The sequence below is a fragment of the Psychrobacter immobilis genome (assembly GCF_904846285.1).
Lineage (GTDB): Bacteria > Pseudomonadota > Gammaproteobacteria > Pseudomonadales > Moraxellaceae > Psychrobacter > Psychrobacter immobilis_D.
On record NZ_CAJHAD010000011.1, the window covers coordinates 1 to 18498 of the forward strand.

Here is an 18498-nt window from a genome sequence, read left to right on the forward strand (position 1 = left end):
AGAAGTGAAACATCATCGCGCCAATGGTAGTGTGGCTCCGGCCATGTGAGAGTAGGTCATCGTCAGCTCTCTATTCTTAAAGCTAAACCCCCTTCGCGAAAGCGAAGGGGGTTTTCTTTGTGCGTGATCATATTATTCTGTATCTATAAACTTACCGATACCATCGTATCCAATTTTTTTAAGCTATGTTACTATCAACAAGCGTTTAATATTATTAATCTGTAGTTTTAAAGTATATTTTAAAAGTTAATAATTGATCTTTAGTGGTACAAATCGCCATACTTAATTCAATATCTTATCAATAGAGAGAAAAAATGATGATCATAAGGTCTGGAACTTATCAGGATATTATATGGATCACTAAGTTATTAATTGAGGGAGCTAACGATGGACACTATTTATCAACAGTAAAAGATCAAGCTAAGGAGCTTTTACAAAATATTGTTGCGAATGGTGGTGTTCAAGTGATGAAATTAAGAGGAAGTATTCAAGCTCCAGTATTTTTACGGATGAATTTGACTATAGCTGAGATAGATGGAAATCCAGTTTCTTTCTTAGTATGTTCTATAGAACCAAACGAAGTTGAAATTTACTTAGCTGGTACATTGAAAAAATCCAGGAGACACGGTTGCTTTAATAATTTAGTAACTGAAGCTGTTTCAACTTATTCAAATAATAGAATTTATGCTCGCTGTTATAAAAAGTCATCTTGGGCTATAAAAGGATTAGAATCTCTTAATTTTAAAATTACAAAAAGTGGGAATCCTATTGAATTAGCACTTATAGAAGCAGAATAAAAGATTCCCAAAGTTAAAAGATATTATGGATTACTATCGCAAATTTTTAATAAAAATAAAATAAGAAGATATCGAGGTTAAATGGACATTTTTACATTCATATCTGAAATAATAAAAGCTTTAGCATGGCCTCTAGCAATCGTAACTTTGGTTTTTTTACTTCGTAGACCTATTATTGAAGTTTTTCCTTTATTGCGTCGATTAAAGTATAAAGATATTGAATTAGAGTTTGCACAAGAAGTTTCTGAATTAAAAGCTGAAGTTGAGGCTATAGCAGAAGAAAAAGGCGAAGAAGCTCCATCTATTACATCTACTTCATCTAACCTTCTAAACTTAGTATCTTATTCGACCCGTGCTGCAATAATGGAAGCTTGGTTAGAAGTTGAGTCCTCAAGCATTGCTGTTGCTAGCTCATTTTGGGGACAGCCAGCAAATAATGCATTCAAAAATATGCCAAAACTTGGAGAGTATTTGCTTCAATGTAATGTCATAGATGAAAACCAACTTACAGTATTCAACAAATTAAGGCAGCTGCGAAATAAAGCAGCACATGCACAGGATCTCGAACTTAGTGAAGATGATGCAAGATCGTATGTAATACTTGCTTCAGATCTCGCGAAACATATCAGAAATGCGCAATGAGATATACTTCAATAGTTACATACAGTTTTGAAATTCTGTGTGTCTGAATTGTATTATGACTCTAGTGAGCTTTTATTATTGCAATCTGCGACTGTTATTCTACTTTAGTGATAAGGGATTATATAAATGATTCAAAAATTATCCGACAGATTTGATCAATTATTCGATGAGATAAAACAAATTGAAGCAACACATGGAAAACAGAATAGTCAGCTTGGTGGAACTATTGATGTTATAGATAACGAGAAAACTTTAACTTGGAAGGTAAAATCTAAAAGCCTGCTAGTTACTACGTGTGGCAAAGACTCACAACACTATGAAGAATTTATAGAGGCAGAAAAGTTACGTAGTTATGAAACTCAGTGGAATGCATTTAAGAGAATGAAGTCTGTATTTATAGCAGCAATGGATGACTACAAAAATGGTTATTTAACTTCGCTAAAAAATCTAATACAAGCAGAAGTTTTTGATAGTGAACTTGAACAAGCTCAAGAGTTGCTATCCAGTGGTTATAAACTAGCAGCAGCAGTCATTGCTGGTGTTGTGTTAGAAACAACACTTCGAGATATATGCCTTCAAAATAATTTAGCCTTAGGAAAGTTAGATAAAATGAATGCTGACCTCGCCAAAGCGGGAATTTATAATAAGCTTCAACAAAAAAGGATTACTGCTCTAGCGGACATAAGAAACAGTGCTGCACATGGAAAACCTGAAGAGTTTTCTGATGATGATGTAACAATAATGATAAGAGATATTGAACAGTTTTTAGCTATTTATTTAGCTTGATTAATAATAATTAATTTCAATTCTTTGCTGAAAATTTAATGAAGTGTTATATTCTAATGGAGATGTATGCTCAAATCTTTCGTAGTAAAAGATATCGAAGAGCTCAAACAACTTGAGCAAAAACTATACGAATCAATGGATAATACTTTATCGCAGATTAGCTCTGAGATTACCTCAAATTCTTCACAAACGCTCTTTTCAAAAATGAAGTTCGGTGGTATAGGTTTTGATCCTTTAAACTCTAACCGTGAACTCAATATGATCGAGCAGATTAACCAGTCTTTCACCTATCTAGCATCATTTTATGCATTGGAAGTTCTATTTATTGAATACCCAGAATTAGCTCCATTTAGACTTAATCTTGGAACTGCTCCAGGCTCTGACATCGAATCTGAGTGTGGTGAACTAGCTGCTGAAGTGTTTGCTGCAGTAGCGCCAACAAGCAATCAAAAGCTTAAGAAAGATATAAACAAAGTATTACAATCTGATGCTAAATTAAAATTTGTTTTCTTCATGTGTCCCAATTTTAAATTAGGTCGTCAATTTCAATTAGAGAAAGATAATGTTATCGTTTGGGCTCTAAAAGGTGCAACCTTATAACTAGTCATCAAAATAGTAATAAAAAAATTTAAGCTTAAAGTCATGTATGTTGATTAATGAATCTAAAGTACTTATTGTCTATAACAGGTCTGTTTAAATTTTTTTGAATAATATTAACCCGAAATCAATAATCATTAAAGAGCAGAAGAATGACAACCTCAAAAGTAACTTATCAAGGCGACCTGCGCACCATTGCCATTCACTTGCAGTCAAACAATGAAATTATTACTGATGCACCAGTTGATAATCAAGGTAAAGGCGAAGCGTTTTCGCCAACGGATTTATTAGCGACGAGTTTAGCCAGTTGTATGTTGACGATTATTGGTATTAAAGCACGCGATATGGATATTGATATTGCAGGCACTACCGCTGACGTAGCCAAAGTAATGGCTGCTGATCCAAGACGCGTTAGTGAAGTACATGTTGCGATTACTTTTAATCAGCAGTTAGATGATAAAACGCAAAAAATATTTTATAACACTGCGCTTACCTGTCCGGTTGCGAAAAGTATCCATCCCGATATTATTCAAAAAGTGACTATTGATTCTAAGAGTTATTGATTCTAAGAAATACTAAATCCAAAAGTTAATAACCTCTATAAGGGTGATTAATATGGCTACCAAAACCTTACTTATCGTTGCTCATGCACCGTCTCACAATACCAAAAAATTGGCACAAGCTGCTTATAACGGTGCCAATCATCCTGAGTTAGATATTAATGTCATACTAAAATCTCCCCAAGATACGCAGCCTGAAGATGTGCTGGCAGCCGATGCGCTATTATTAGGAACAACTGAGAATTTGTCCTATATGGCAGGACTGACCAAAGACTTTTTTGATCGCTGTTACTACCCTGTGTTAGAGAAGAAGCAGGGCATGCCATTTGCCTTATATATTCGCGCAGGACATGATGGTACGGGCACTAAGCTTGCTATGAAAACGATTACGACGGGACTGCGTTGGGAATGGATTCAAGAAGCATTAATATTGCAAGGTGATTGGCAAGAAGTATTTACTGAGCAAGTCGAAGAGCTGGCGATGACATTGGCAGCTGGGATAGAAGCGGGTATTTATTAGTGGTTAGCGGTCGCTATTGCAAGATAATAGAGAACAGGAAAGGCTATGAATAAAGACAGCTCAACAAGTAATCATTTCTTTGACGCTGCAACCTTACCGTTTTCTCAAGCGTGTGAAAATAATAAGCAGCCAATACTGGAAGTCCTACAGCAAGAGTTAAAAGATTCACATCATGTATTAGAAGTTGGTTCAGGGACGGGTCAACATAGCGTTTATTTTGCACCAAGATTAGCCCATTTAACATGGCAGACCAGTGATGTGTTCGCGCATCATGCCACCATCAATGCTTGGCATGCTGCTTATCCTGCGCATAATCTATATGCGCCGCTTACTTTTGATGTATCGCGTGATTCAGTACCAATAAATGAGGTTGTCGCTGCCCCTTACGATGCAGTATTTACCGCCAACACTTTGCATATTATGTCGTGGTCTTTGGTTAGTAAGTTACTTGAATTAATCGGTGACATGCTATCTTTAAATGGTAAGTTTATCGTTTATGGACCCTTTAACGAAAAGGGCAGTTATAGCAGTGAAAGCAATCGTCAGTTTGACCATAGCTTACGGCAGCGCGATGCTAATAGTGGTATCCGTCATTTAGAAGACGTTATAGATTTGGCAAATACATATCATTTAATATTAAGTAGGCGTTATGCGATGCCATCTAACAATCAAATATTAGTATTTGAAAAACTTTATTAACGTAAAAAGCTGAATTGATTCAGTGTGATAACATCATGAATCAACTCAGCGTTGGTACGATTTTGATTGAGTAAATATTTATCTAACTAACTTCCTCTTTCTCTATCAATGCTAACCCGTATTGCGTAGGCCTGCTGCCAAGGCATTGATACTACGAATTAATGCATCTTCGACAGCCAGTCTCTCGTTATTTTCCAATTTATCATCACTAGCGTTATCAGGCTGGCGCATACGTTTGAGTAGCTCAATCTGAATATAGTTAATAGGGTCTAAATAGGCGTTACGCCATTCCAATGAATGAGCCAGTTCTTGTTGGTTTGAGAGTAAAGACGCCTGCTCTAACAAGGAGTTGAGACCTGCGTGCGTCAATTCATGCTCATCAATCACTGCCTGCATCACCTGCTCACGTAAGCTTTCATCTGCACACAGTTGACTGTATGCGCGGGCGATATTCATCTCAGATTTGGTAAAAGCCATTTCGATATTGCTGATAAAGACATTGAAAAAAGGCCAGTTTTTATTCATCTCCTTCATTAACGCTTCGTCTTTTTTGACGCTATCTAAAGCGCTGCCCACGCCATACCAAGCGGGAAGGGTAAAGCGCGCCAATGACCAGCCAAATACCCACGGTATCGCTCGAATCGTCGATTTGCTCGGCAGTCCTTTTTTACGGTGAGCAGGACGTGAGCCAATATTGAGCAATGAAATCTCTTGTACCGGTGTAGCCTCAGAATAAAACTTATAGAAACCTTCTGTGTTATCGGTCAGCTCTCGATATTGCTGTTCGCCAGCATCTGCCAAATCAGCAAACAAGGCTTCATAGCTATCGAGCTGTTTGGGTTGCTCAACAAATCGTGACGAGCTGGCTTTTAGCGCACCTGTGATTCCCATGGTTAATTCAAACACGGCGGTATCTGGATTGGCATACTTGGCGTAAAGCACTTCGCCTTGTTCGGTGAACTTGATTTGCCCGTGTAAAGTGCCAGCAGGTTGCGCGGCAATGGCTTGATGGGTTGAGCCACCACCACGACTGACGGAACCACCACGACCATGGAACAGGCGAGTGGTGATACTATATTGATTGGCGATATCGGTGATGGTTTGCTGAGCGCTATATAACTGCCAAGCGGAGGTAATAATGCCGCCGTCTTTAGAGGAGTCTGAGTAGCCAAGCATAATCTCTTGAAGATTTCCTGAGTGCTCAAGTAACTGACGATACAGCGGATTGTCCAACACCATTGGCATAATTTTATCGATGTTTTTTAAATCGTCGATGGTTTCAAACAGCGGCGCAACCGGTAGGGCGGAAAATAAATGTCCGTTATTATCAATGCCCGATAAGCCTGCAAAACGCATCAGTAGCAGCACCTCTAATAGCTGACTGGCGTTATTGGTCATCGAAATTACATAGCTACCAAAAGTATCATCGCCGACCAGTTTGCGCAGTTTAGCGACAGAATTCATTAAAGCAAGCTGTTCATGTGTTTGTGCGCTTAAGCTGTCGGTATAAACCAGCGGTGCTCCGGGTTTTTCTAGCAAACGGGTTAGCCATTGTTGGCGCTCTGTTTCGCTGAGGGTTTTATAGTCGGGCAGATTCGAGGCGCTAGCAAAAATATCTGCAATAACTTCGCCGTGATAACCTGAATCTTGACGAATATCTAGCGCAGCCAAATGAAAGCCGCAGGTTTTAACCAAGCGAATAGTATCAAGCAGTAAGCCTTCGCCATGCGCTTTGTCATGGGTATTGACGCTTTTGCGAATAAGGCGCAAATCATCTAGCAAGGCCGTCGGGGTTGAGTAAGCCTCTTGTGCAGCCTCACTATCTGCGCCTTGGCTTTGAATATGCTGATTGGTGGCTTTTATTTTGGCAATAATAATGGACAGCAATCTGCGGTACGGCTCGTTATTGTAATCATCGGGATTGTAGCGAAAGACTTTTTGATCGAGCGAGCCGTAGTCTTTGATACGGGCGTAAATCTCTGGGGCGATATCGACGATAGTATCGCTATGAATCAGCTCACGACGCAATTTTCTGACCAACACTTGGTAATGGCGTAGCACGGTATTGGCATGCATCAATACCGCCATTTCAGTGGTTTCATGGGTGACGAATGGATTGCCATCTCTATCGCCGCCAATCCAAGAGCCAAAATTAACAAAAGCTGGCAAAGGATAGTCGCTTAGCTCAGGATAGATATCGACGATAGCTTCTTTGATATTACGATAAACTTTGGGAATGGCGGTGAATAAGCTGGCGTCAAAATAGTGTAAGCCGTTGTTTATTTCATCATAAACCAAAGGTTTGCGGCTACGAACTTCGTCTGACGACCACAGCAAGTCAATAGTTTCTGCCGTCTTTTGCTTAGCTTGCATAAAGGCAAGGCTGCCTTCGGGATAGTCGCTCATGGCATCGGTATGCTCATAGAGGGTCTGCAAGATATTCATCGTTGTGCGTCTACGGGCTTCGGTAGGATGGGCGGTAAACACAGGAATAAATTTAAGCTGATCAATCAGCTCTTGTATTTGCTTCGGTTCGATCTGCCGCTCACGGCATTCTAATAAGGTGCGGCGAAACGAGCCTTCCCAGCTTTGATTGGACTCGGCACGCATAATACGGCGCTGCTCACGCAAGTAGTTTTCTTCGGTTAAATTGGCGAGGAAAAAGTAAATAGAGAATGCTCGAATGACGTTTTTTAAGGTTTGATTGTCTAACGAGGCGATAAGGTCTATAAGTTGTTGTTTTTTCTCTTTGTTATGCTCGCGGCGCTCCTGAATAAAGCCTTTACGCAAGGTTTCGATAGTACGTAAGGTTTCTTCCCCAGACTGACGAGAAATGGCCTCACCTAAAAACGAGCCTAACAATCTAACCCGCGCACGCAATACGTCGTTCTTCAATAACATAACTGGCTTCCTTGCCTTTTAATAGGCGCTTTTATTCATAATTTCTTTTATTCATAAGTGCTTTTATAAATAAGCTAAACTGAGTGATAAATAATTTTCGCTGTTCATATTAAATATGAATTAAGGTAATTTATATTTATCGGCTAAAAAGTCTAAATAATGCTGCCAAGAACGCTCATCAGCGCGAGCGTTATATCTATCGCTGCCGAACACGCTAAAGGCATGTGGCGCGCCACTATAAGTCACCATCTCATGCGGCACTTTTGCCGCTTCTAATGTCTTGCTCAAAGTAGCAAAGCTCTCTAAGGATACAGAATCATCAGCAGAGCCGTGAAATACCAAGATCTCTCCAGTCGTTTTGTCATAACTTTGACCCGTTGGGATATCAAAGGCTCCATGGAAAGGTACAAATGCTTTTTGCGGGAACCCTGAGCGTGCTAGCTCTAGAGCAACCGTGCCACCGAAACAATAGCCCATCGTAACGCCTTCACGGACATTATTACCTTGTTGTTGTCCTGCATTCAGTGCCCCTTGCAGTAAGCGGCGCATTTTACTGCGATCGTTATATAATTCTCCAGTTAAGCGTTTATTGTCCTCAATGTTCGTCGGACGGATGCCTTGCCCAAACAGGTCTGCCGCCAATACATTGTAGCCTTCGGCCGCTAACATGTCAGCGCGTTTGCGCTCATAGTCTGTTAGTCCATCCCAATCATGGATGAGCAAGATAAAAGGCGCATTCGCTTTGTCGGCTTTGGCGTAATAGCCCTCATAGGGTTGATTGTCTACCGTATAAGTGACATTTTTAGTGGTAATGGCGGCAGCTGTTTGGCTAAAAGTGAGCGCCATTAAAACCAGTGAAGTTCTGAGCATTAATGAACGGTAACGGCTTTTAGATGGAGGGAAGGATAATAAATTAGCTGTGGTCAACGATTTCATTAACATAATAGATAGCCTCATTGTCTTGTGAAAAACGATAAATAGGTGGCTAAAAATCATGTCCATTTATTTACCATTGAGAGTCAATTCTTCATTTATAAAAGCATACCTTAAAGAATCTCTATATTACAACAACCGATTATTAATAAGCTGAAGATTTAAAAGATGGATATTTTAAAGGTCGTTACTTTAACCAAATATCAACACGCTTACCGATATATGTGACATACCTAGGGCAAATTTTAAGTAATATAATTGATGAGCTTATCAATGCTGTAATGCCTCAACAGGTAAATGTGTAAAAGCTTTCTCATCTATTAAGAAATAATCGCGCTAAACACAGAAAATTAAACGACATATGAAGTCAAAGCTAGCTCTAAGGATATAAAAACTGTGTTAGTGCCTATTTGATGGGCTGTCTGCAGTCCATTTTACTCATTAGCTAGGATATTTTATGAATAAGAATATTGATCATACCGACCCCGCTAAAGATATGAATACCGAACGCGGCAATGGCGGTGAAACTCACCAACGTGCTAATGGCGACACTAAAGCCATGACAACCCAGCAGGGCGTTGTCATTTCGGACAATCAAAACTCCCTTAAGATTGGCGCTCGTGGCCCGACGCTATTAGAAGATTTTGTCTTACGCGAAAAGATTAATCACTTTGACCATGAGCGTATTCCAGAACGTATCGTCCATGCACGTGGTAGTGCCGCCCATGGTTATTTCGAGCTGACCGAATCGTTAGAAGAATTTACCACCGCTAAGATTTTAACCGAAACAGGCAAACAGACCCCGTTATTTGCCCGTTTTTCTACGGTTGCTGGTAATAAAGGCTCAAAAGATACACCGCGTGATGTGCGTGGTTTTGCGGTGAAAATTTATACTGAAGAAGGTAATTGGGATATTGTCGGTAATAATATGCCGATTTTCTTTATTCAAGATGCGATGAAATTCCCTGACTTGGTTCATGCAGTTAAACCAGAGCCTGATCGCGGCTTCCCGCAAGCGGCTTCTGCCCATGATACCTTTTGGGATTTTGTGTCACTCAGCCCTGAGACCATGCACAATGTCATTTGGCTAATGAGTGATCGTGCTTTGCCTCGTAGTTTGGGGATGATGGAAGGCTTTGGTATCCATAGCTATCGCTTTATTAATAAAGATGGTAAAAGCACCTTTGTACGCTTCCATTGGAAGCCAGTACTAGGCGTACAGTCGACCACATGGGATGAAGCGGTTAAAATCTCTGGCGCGGATCCTGATTATCATCGCCGAGATCTATTTGAATCGATTAATAATGGCGACTATCCCGAGTGGGAATTTGGCGTACAGCTATTTACTGAAGAACAAGCCAATGCGTTTCCGTTTGATCACTTAGATGCGACTAAACTGATTCCAGAAGAGACGGTGCCGGTACGCATCGTGGGTAAAATGGTGTTAAATCGCTATCCGGATAACTTCTTTGCCGAAACGGAACAAGTGGCGTTCTGCCCATCGCATCTGCCACCGGGCATCGACTTCAGTAATGACCCATTATTGCAAGGTCGCCTATTTAGTTATTTGGATACGCAGCTGTCGCGTTTGGGCTCACCGAATTTTGCGCAAATTCCAATTAACGCGCCAAAATGTCCGTTTGCTAACAATCAGCAAGATGGTCATATGCAAATGCATGTCCCAAAAACTCGCGTGTTATATGAGCCACAAAGTCTTGATCCAACAAGGCCACGCGAGAGTGTTAAGAAAGGCTTTGAGTCATTCCATGAGCAGCTAGATGATGGCGTCAAAGGTCGCGTGCGCGCTGAAAGCTTTGCGGACCATTATAGCCAGCCGCGCATGTTCTACCTTAGCCAAACGCCAACTGAGCAAGCACACATTGCTTCAGCATATGCCTTTGAGCTTGGCAAAGTAGATACGGCGCATGTACGTACGCGTATGCTCGGGCATTTACGTAATATTGATGAAGACTTGGCAAAACGTGTCGCAACAGCATTGGGTATGGACTTGCCAGCAGTGGCAGAGCCTGCAGCGCCGATACAAGATATGGCGACTTCTGAGAAGTTACAAACGATTGGCTTGACGCCTAAAACCCTAAAAAGTCGTTTAATTGGTATCTTAGTCGCAGAAGGCTCAAAACACAGTGAGATTAAGAAGTTTGAAGAGGCCGCGAAAGCAGAGGGCGCTCGGGTAAAAATCGTCGCACCAAGTAAAGAGGTAATATTAGACGACGATACTCGCATACAAGCCGATGAGCGCGTTGCAGGTGATCCCTCAGTGATGTTTGACGCGGTGGTCAGTATCATTATGCCTGAGCAAGCAAAGAAGTTGGCTGAAGACAGCGCTATCCTTGATTGGTTTACGGACGCCTACGCGCACTGTAAAGCCATTGCTTATTGCGGGGCAACCGATGAGTTTATCTTAAGTAAATTACCAATCGAGAAAGATGCTTTTGTCACACCACTGGCGGAATTGGATACCTTTATCGAAAATGCCAAATCTCGCTTGTGGGAACGTGAGCCAAAGGTGCGTGACTTGGCATAACGCTTTATAAAAGCTATCTATCGAGAAAGTTAGCTATTTTCATTTAAATGATTAAAAAAACTCAGCTTAAGGGCTGGGTTTCTTGTTTTTATGAACTAAGTGTAAAAGCCAATAAATGGTTGATAAACGCCTAAATACTAAAGCTTAGCCACAAGCGTTCACTGAATATCACTCATAAAACAATACTGAGCGTTATAATGACAAATCATATTGTTTAGAGCGTGTTGAAAAAAGGCTGCGCTTTTATATATAAATGATGTTTATAAATAGCTATGCTAAAGGTTACATCAAAATAAAGGAATATTATGAGCTTAATAGATATCGTTGCCATAGAGGGATATATTCAGACAACGTATATGGCAGTTTATCCTGACAAGTTGCTATTGCTAGATTCAGGATGTCGATGTGATGTAGATAAAATTTTAGCGTATATTACCGATAATCTAAAACGTCCGGTCGAGCAACTTAAGACAGTCATGGTCACGCATATGCATCCTGATCATGCGGGAGGTGCTGAACTTTTGAAACAAAAAACAGGCTGTCAAATCGTCACCGCTATGTCTGACAAGCCTTGGTATCATGGCATTTTGGGAAGGTTCGCCCATCTAAATGATTTGGGATTGACTTATTATGTGGCCAATCGACAAGGTAAGTCGGTTACCAATGTCTGGTACAACCCCATTCTAAAAGCAGATGTCAACGTTCAGGATGGTGACCCTGTGCCAAACTTTGAAGATTGGATCGTCTTGGAGACACCAGGGCATACCGATCGGGACTTGTCTTTATGGCATCCGCAAAGCAAGCAGGCGTATACCGCCGATTTGATATTAATCATCAAAAACAGATTTGTCTCGCCTTATTTAATTACCTTGCCTGACGCTTACCGTGCATCATTGGCCAAGGTGAAAGCACTGCAACTAGATACTTTATTACTGGCACATGATAAAAGGGTTAAGCTCAGCGATGAAGACTTTGAAAAATTAATAGAACGTACACCGAATGAACCACGAGAAACAACCTTGAAACATGGTTTTAAACTCATGCTTGCACAGGTTAAGTTTGCGCGCAAAAGAGTGAATACGCCTTAGTGAAATAAGTGTTAAATAATATCGGCCAAAAAAAAGCCCAATCATTAAATGATTGGGCTTTCCTAAATATGGTGGGCCGACCGCGACTCGAACGCGGGACCAATTGATTAAAAGTCAACTGCTCTACCAACTGAGCTATCGGCCCTGAAGAGTGTATAAAAAAAGCACTGCTTTTTTAACTCTGCAAGAGAATTTACATTTTCGTAAATTCTGTGAAGCTTTCTAAAAGAGAACTTCTTAAACTTCCTAACTTATTACGCTACTACCGGATAGGGTAGCATACATGATAAGGATAATACTAAAGATGGTGGGCCGACCGCGACTCGAACGCGGGACCAATTGATTAAAAGTCAACTGCTCTACCAACTGAGCTATCGGCCCTGAAGAGTATGTAAAAAAGCACTGCTTTTTTAACTCTACAAGAGAATCTTACTTATTAGGTAAAATTCTTAAAGCTTCATTTCTTTATCTATTCATGAATCAATATTAAAAGAGACAATAAGCTTGTTTACCCGTTTAGATTATTTGTATCTCTAAACGTGAGAGCACATTATATATATAATTATGACAATTACAACCCCGAATGTTGAAAAAAGTGCAAATCCATGTGAATTAATCCTATTTTTTTAAATTTAAGGCTTAATGAGTTTCGAAACACGCTAAAATCCTATCAATGACGTACTCTTGACTGTCAGTTTTAAGCAGTTGGTCTTGAACGTTGTGTTCAAAATTCTTTTAATCCCTAGAAAGCGCTTCTACTGGATCTAACTTGGCGGCGTTGCGTGCCGGTAAAAAGCCAAAAACAACCCCAATAAGCGTTGAGCAGACAAAGGCGGCGATTATAGAGGTTGATGAGTATATGACTTTGAAACTATCGCCGCCGACACGGTTAATCAGCTCACCAATCGCAAATGCCATGCCTATACCCAATAGTCCGCCTAAAATACAGACCAAAACGGCTTCAATCAGAAACTGCTGCATGATATCGCTTTGACGCGCACCGACGGCCATACGTACGCCAATCTCATTGGTGCGCTCGGTCACTGATACCAGCATGATGTTCATGACGCCAATACCGCCGACAATCAGCGAGATAATCGCAATGGATGAAATGAGTAATGTCATGGCAGCGGTCGTAGATTCAATCGTCTGACGAATGGAGTCGGAGTTGCGTATGCGAAAATCATCGGTACCATGACGACTTTTCATCAGCTCAGATATGGCAGACTCAGCGGCAGAAGAGGAGATATTGTTGTCAATCAGCGCAACAAAGCTCTCAATATAGGCACTGCCTATCAGCCGCGACATCATAGTGGTGTAGGGCATATATAAAGTCGGCGAATCTGCGCCTCTACTAAAGCCGCTATCGTTCGGCTCTAGTACCCCAATCACGCGCCCAGGAACGCTACCGATTAGTAATACCTCGCCAATCGGATTGGCATTGTCAGGAAAAAAAGTTTTATTGGCATTATTATCAATAATGATATCTTGGGTACGGCGCAGGATACTCTGTTCATCAAAACCTTGACCTAGTGCCAGCTTTTCACCGCTCACATCGAGATAGTCTTTACCAACGCCACTGATACTGGCAGCTTCTTGAACATTACGATAGCGCACGTTCATATTGCTATTGAGCTGCGGGCTGACACTGAGCACATAGGGTTGGTCAGCGACCGCTTGAGCGTCTTGTGGGGTTAAATTATCATCGTTGTACTGACGTCTAGGGTCACCGTAGGGGTAGCCGTCAGTGACAGTAATGGTATTGGTACCTAAGGAGCTAATATTGGACAGTATCTGCTCTTGTGAGCCTTTACCCAAACCGACGACCGATACCACGGAAGCAATACCAATGATAATCCCTAACATCGTCAATAACGTGCGCATTTTATGCGCACGCATAGCAAGTAAAGACATCTTAAAGGCTTCAAATAGACGGTCGATAAAACTGCTAAAGGCATTTTTACGGTGTTTGTCTATCATAGCTGCTGGCTGTGCTTCTGGGCGTTGATAATATTCATTTTTATAATCGGCAATGATATAACCGTCTTTGATTTCAATCACGCGCTCAGCTTGGGCAGCAAGCCCCGGGTCATGAGTGACCATTATTATGGTATGACCTTGCGCGTTTAAGTCTTTGAGGATTTGTACGACATCTTCACCTGATTTACTATCCAGGGCACCTGTTGGCTCATCGGCTAGGATGATATCGCCACCATTCATCAGCGCCCTTGCGATAGACACACGCTGCTGCTGTCCACCCGATAGCTGGCTTGGGCGATTATTAACTTTGTCCGCCAGTCCTAAATCTGACAATAGTTTTTCGGCACGGTCATTACGTGCTTGCCCGTCCATCCCAGCATAGACTGCTGGTACAGAAACGTTGTCACGGGCATTGATGTCGCCCAATAGATGATAGCGCTGAAAAATAAAACCAAAGTGCTCACGGCGTAGTTTTGCCAGCTCATCCGCATCTAGGCGGCTGACCGATTGACCAAATATCTTATAGTCGCCGGCAGTCGCTTGGTCTAAGCAACCCAAGATATTCATCAAGGTCGATTTTCCTGAGCCTGATTGCCCAATGATAGCCACCATTTCGCCTTGATTGATGGTCAGGTTGATATCATGCAAGACGCGAATGGTCTGCTCGCCAGCTTTGAACTCTCTAATCAGTCCTTTGACTTCCATCAAAGGCGTAGCGGTGGCATTAGAAGTCGGGTCTTGGTTACTCATTTGCTATCCTGCTTATATCAAATCAATATTAACGCTCGTTTTTTGCTATCGTCGATTCAACGTAGGTTTTAGAGTTTTAAATTTCGAGCCTTTTAAAATTCAATAGTGTTAACGCTTGAACATCGTTAATCTTACGACTATAACCTCATATTAAAACGGTCGACCGCCTCTGCCACCCATGCCACCTCTGCCGCCCTTACTGCCAATATTAGGTCCTTCTTCGCTTAAGATAACCTCATCACCTTTTTTAAGACCGCTCAAAATTTCCGCATTGACACGATTATTGATACCGACTTTGACGGTTTGTTCAACGACTTCACCATCAGCTTTAAGCACACGCACTGTTGCCATGGTTGCACTAGAATCGCTATCCAGCTTATTTGCAGTGGTAGACTCTGGTTTAGAGCCCTTAGGTTTTCTAGATGTACCAACAGGCTGCAGGGCAGCAGATGGGATAAGCAGCGCGTCTTTTGCTTGATTAATGACGATATAAACTTGCGCGGTCATATCGATACGAAAGCGGCGCTCAGTATTGGGTACTTCGATATAACCAACATAATAAATGGCCGCATCGGTAGAGCTAGTATCACTGATTTTCTCAGGAGCGGGTTCAATCGCTTTGAGGGTCGCATCATATTTTTGGTCGGGATTACCGATGATATTAAAATAGACTGGCAAGCCTGCTTTAACGTTAATGACATCAGCTTCAGAGATTTGCGCATTGATACGCACGGTGGATAAATCGGCTAAAGTCACAATGGTGGGCGCGGTTTGATTGGCGTTGACCGTCGTACCTTGCTCAGTGGTCACCGATACCACCGTCCCTGACATCGGCGCACGAATGGTGGTGTAACTTAAGTCTTCCTGCGCGGTGCTGACGTTGGTTTGAGATTTGCGCAACGCGGCTTGCTGGCTATTGATATTCGCTTCGGTGGTAGCAATCGCCGCTTTTGCCGTCTCAATAGCAGCGCGGGCATTGGCGACAGATGCTTGAGCGGTGGCAACCTTTGTTGCTTGCGTATCATAGTCCTGCTGCGATATCGCATCGATAGCCAGTAAGCCTTGCAAGCGTGAGAAATCTGCTTGTGCTTGTCTCAATTCAGCTTGACGGCTGGCAAGATCCGCTTGCGCACTTTTTAGACTTGCCTGACGGCTTAGCGACTCGGCACGGGCGCTTTGTAGCGCCGCTTCACTTTGTTCAAGGCTCGCTTGCTCATTGCTTAAATTATTCTTCTGCGTCACCTGATCAATCTGCGCAATTAAATCGCCTTTTTTGACTTCATCACCGACGTCAACAAACAGCCGCGTCACTTCACCCGATACCTGCGCGCCAACATCGACGGTATTTAACGCTTTTACTTTACCGGAGGCCATGACGTTATTTTCGATATCACCAATCTCAGCGGTCGCTGTTAGATAGTTGGGTGTGGTTTCTTTTGGCTTCAAGGTTTTGTAGGCTAGAAATCCTAAAGCGATGATGACGAGGGCAATAATGCCCCATTTGATAGCAGACTTTTTGCTCATTTTGCGCATGACAACAATCCAATCACAGTTAAATCAAGTGTAGCTATAGTAGAGGCTTGACGCCCAAAAGGGAATGGCAATTAGTTTGCGAAACGTTAAGAGGAAAAATCGCGACGGTAATAAATGTTAAATTTTAGACAAAAAATAACCCTACAGAGAGGGTTAAATAAGAAAAATCGATGTTTTATCGTTAATGAATTATTGTGCTTTAAACAAACCTTGCCCTGATAGCTTAAGCGCTGCTTGTAATAATAACTCCCATGCTGGCTGGCGTACCAAGCCCTTAATCGCTTGGTCACATTTATAAAGCAGAGCCGGCCAAGTCGCAGTTTGTGCTTTTGAATGGCGTCGACAGGCTTGCTGATATAAGCCTTGTTTGCTACGCCAAATGCCAAGGGCTTGCGGGTCTTGTCCATCCATTAACTGCATAATCTGCCGCATGTCTTTACTGATTGCCCATAAAACCAAAGTTGTTGGCTCATCAGTCGCTTTCAGCTGAAAAATGATTTTAGCAACTTGGGCGCTATTGCCAGCAAGCATCGCATCAGATAAATCGAACACGCTAAACTGCGCATCGCTAACCAATGCTGCTTGTAAGTCATTAATATCTAATGCTACGCCTGTCACAGGCTGGCTTGAGGTGCTTGCAGAATTAGCATTTATGATATCAACCTCTGCCATCAATTGCGGCGCAAATAAATACGATAGCCGCCATAAGGTTTGATAGGCACTAAGCAGATGATGTTCGGTATGTGACATCAGCAGTTGCCAAGCTTCTTGCGATAAGGTTAAGCCAAACTGCTGGGCTTGTATCTGCAATAACTGTTGGCGCTGCTGCTCATTATACAAATTACAATCGATGACATGACCATATTGCGCAAATGGCACAAACCATTTGCTAGTTTGCGCGCGTTTGTCTTGCTTTGGCGTGAGCCACAATAAGCTATGGCTATGCGCCCCTGTTTGCGCATCGACGGCAAAACGTTCTAGCTCGGCAATGACTGCTTTATCAGGTTTATGGTTGCCCGTGACAATGAGCGCACTCGCATCATCGAATAAAGACTGACTGCCAAGCTCTGACAACACTTCCTGCCAACTCTTTACTGACACCAGTTCGATGCGTTTAATAGCATAGTTCTGCGCGCGCCAATGCGGTCGCAGCGCATCGATGAGCCATTGACTGAGTAACGGCTCATCACCGTGTGCCAGCCACAAGCCTGCTACTGCAACGGAAGGTTGTAGCAGTTTTGGATAAGCTTGTATAAAAGTATCTTGCATAGACGAAGAAGGACACAAGGTTATGAATATGAGGGTTAAAGCTATCTTTACCTAAAAAAGTACTTTAAATAAATGCAGCTTCAATAAAAGTGTCTTTAGAAACTTAATTTTTAAAAATAAAAAATAGCAATATTAAGAACTCGGTACGATAACAGCAGTAGATACTGAGCCTTTGCCATTTTGCATAGCTGGTTTGGCGCTGTTAGGGGCGATTTTAGGCAGCGCAATTGCCACATATTGGTCAGTGATACGGCGCGCCAAGCTGTCATAGAGCCAATCGCGAATTTGATCACCCTGTTGGTCATCGGTACTCACCGATGCCTCATTATACTGATAGCTACGCTCAACTTGGATAGGATTAGTGAGCGTCACAGGCTTGCCATCCTCTACGCTTTGATAACTGACATCAGCTGACATTACCAAGCGAATTTCTGTTAATACACCGACCAACTCATAACGCTTAAAACGGACGTTGTTAACCGTAATTGCTGCGATGGTTTCTGCACCTATTTTTTGGTTATTACTGGCAACATCCGCCAAGGTCATATTGTCAATCACATCAACGCCCAATGCCTGTAGACGTTTTGTGAGTGGTAACTTCAATGGGAATGAGGCGCGATTGTCTTCAATAATTACCGCTGTTTTAGCGACATCAAACAGCATGGGCGCATCATAGCCGCGTAGCTGAAAGCCGCAACCACTGAGACTAGCAGTCGCACCCACTATGGCAAGCATTGGCAAAGATGCAAGTAATGCGGTCGCTAGTTTCTGTCTATTCGACTTATTAGGCATGTGCTTTTTCCCTTACATGTTGTTTGATATGACGGCATAGCACAGTGCTTATCCGTCATAATCTCTATTCTTATTGTGATAAGAAAACCTAAAATATCCGCGTTTA

15 protein-coding genes and 2 tRNA genes are annotated in these 18498 nt (G+C 42.0%); 9 read left to right on the top strand and 8 right to left on the bottom strand.

All coding sequences use genetic code 11. The annotated features are described in order from the left end of the window. Positions 1 to 314 precede the first annotated feature (314 nt). The 7 genes from JMX13_RS07980 (at position 315) to JMX13_RS08010 (ending at position 4601) form a co-directional block, all read left to right on the top strand. Entirely contained in the window at positions 315 to 797 is a 483-nt protein-coding gene (locus JMX13_RS07980; protein WP_201611992.1) for a hypothetical protein, read from the top strand. Between the two features lie 81 nt (positions 798 to 878). Continuing rightward, entirely contained in the window at positions 879 to 1439 is a 561-nt protein-coding gene (locus tag JMX13_RS07985) for a hypothetical protein (protein ID WP_201611994.1), read from the top strand. 126 nt (positions 1440 to 1565) lie between these two features. Next, positions 1566 to 2225, top strand: a complete 660-nt coding sequence (locus tag JMX13_RS07990) for a DUF4145 domain-containing protein (RefSeq protein ID WP_201611996.1) — start codon at positions 1566 to 1568, stop codon at positions 2223 to 2225. A gap of 66 nt (positions 2226 to 2291) precedes the next feature. Beyond that, positions 2292 to 2825 (top strand): hypothetical protein, encoded by a 534-nt coding sequence (locus JMX13_RS07995; protein WP_201611998.1) that lies wholly within the window; start codon positions 2292 to 2294, stop codon positions 2823 to 2825. 149 nt (positions 2826 to 2974) lie between these two features. Next, positions 2975 to 3385 (top strand): OsmC family protein, encoded by a 411-nt coding sequence (locus JMX13_RS08000; protein WP_201612000.1) that lies wholly within the window; start codon positions 2975 to 2977, stop codon positions 3383 to 3385. Positions 3386 to 3437: 52 nt separating this feature from the next. Next, positions 3438 to 3902: a flavodoxin family protein gene (locus JMX13_RS08005; RefSeq protein WP_201612002.1), complete on the top strand. Its 465-nt coding sequence runs from the start codon at positions 3438 to 3440 to the stop codon at positions 3900 to 3902. 45 nt (positions 3903 to 3947) lie between these two features. Beyond that, positions 3948 to 4601, top strand: coding sequence for a DUF938 domain-containing protein (locus tag JMX13_RS08010; RefSeq protein ID WP_201612004.1), 654 nt, complete (start codon positions 3948 to 3950; stop codon positions 4599 to 4601). Between the two features lie 111 nt (positions 4602 to 4712). Here the strand turns inward: JMX13_RS08010 and ppc are convergent, their stop codons facing one another. Both ppc and JMX13_RS08020 read right to left on the bottom strand, forming a co-directional pair. Then, positions 4713 to 7502, bottom strand: a complete 2790-nt coding sequence (ppc, locus tag JMX13_RS08015) for a phosphoenolpyruvate carboxylase (RefSeq protein ID WP_201612006.1) — start codon at positions 7500 to 7502, stop codon at positions 4713 to 4715. Between the two features lie 120 nt (positions 7503 to 7622). After that, entirely contained in the window at positions 7623 to 8444 is an 822-nt protein-coding gene (locus JMX13_RS08020; RefSeq protein WP_265088403.1) for a dienelactone hydrolase family protein, read from the bottom strand. A 448-nt stretch (positions 8445 to 8892) separates the two neighbouring features. Here JMX13_RS08020 and JMX13_RS08025 point away from each other — a divergent pair, with 448 nt between their 5' ends. Continuing rightward, positions 8893 to 10980 carry a catalase gene (locus JMX13_RS08025; RefSeq protein ID WP_201612008.1) on the top strand — a complete coding sequence of 696 codons (2088 nt, stop codon included), beginning with the start codon at positions 8893 to 8895 and terminating at the stop codon, positions 10978 to 10980. 305 nt (positions 10981 to 11285) lie between these two features. After that, the gene (locus JMX13_RS08030) at positions 11286 to 12068 is read left to right on the top strand and encodes an MBL fold metallo-hydrolase (protein WP_201612010.1); all 783 of its coding nucleotides are present in this window, start codon (positions 11286 to 11288) and stop codon (positions 12066 to 12068) included. 69 nt (positions 12069 to 12137) lie between these two features. Here the strand turns inward: JMX13_RS08030 and JMX13_RS08035 are convergent. From JMX13_RS08035 to JMX13_RS08060, 6 genes are all read right to left on the bottom strand, one after another. Beyond that, positions 12138 to 12213, bottom strand: a tRNA-Lys gene (locus JMX13_RS08035). Positions 12214 to 12373: 160 nt separating this feature from the next. Then, a tRNA-Lys gene (locus JMX13_RS08040) sits at positions 12374 to 12449 on the bottom strand. A gap of 354 nt (positions 12450 to 12803) precedes the next feature. Continuing rightward, on the bottom strand, positions 12804 to 14798 hold the full coding sequence (locus JMX13_RS08045; protein WP_201612012.1) for a MacB family efflux pump subunit: 1995 nt from the start codon (positions 14796 to 14798) through the stop codon (positions 12804 to 12806). Between the two features lie 150 nt (positions 14799 to 14948). Then, a complete protein-coding gene (locus JMX13_RS08050) occupies positions 14949 to 16331 on the bottom strand; it encodes an efflux RND transporter periplasmic adaptor subunit (RefSeq protein ID WP_201612013.1) in 1383 nt (460 codons plus the stop codon). Between the two features lie 189 nt (positions 16332 to 16520). Beyond that, positions 16521 to 17600: a DNA polymerase III subunit delta gene (gene holA, locus JMX13_RS08055; protein WP_201612014.1), complete on the bottom strand. Its 1080-nt coding sequence runs from the start codon at positions 17598 to 17600 to the stop codon at positions 16521 to 16523. A 132-nt stretch (positions 17601 to 17732) separates the two neighbouring features. Continuing rightward, positions 17733 to 18392, bottom strand: coding sequence for a hypothetical protein (locus JMX13_RS08060; protein ID WP_201612015.1), 660 nt, complete (start codon positions 18390 to 18392; stop codon positions 17733 to 17735). Between the last annotated feature and the right edge of the window lie 106 nt (positions 18393 to 18498).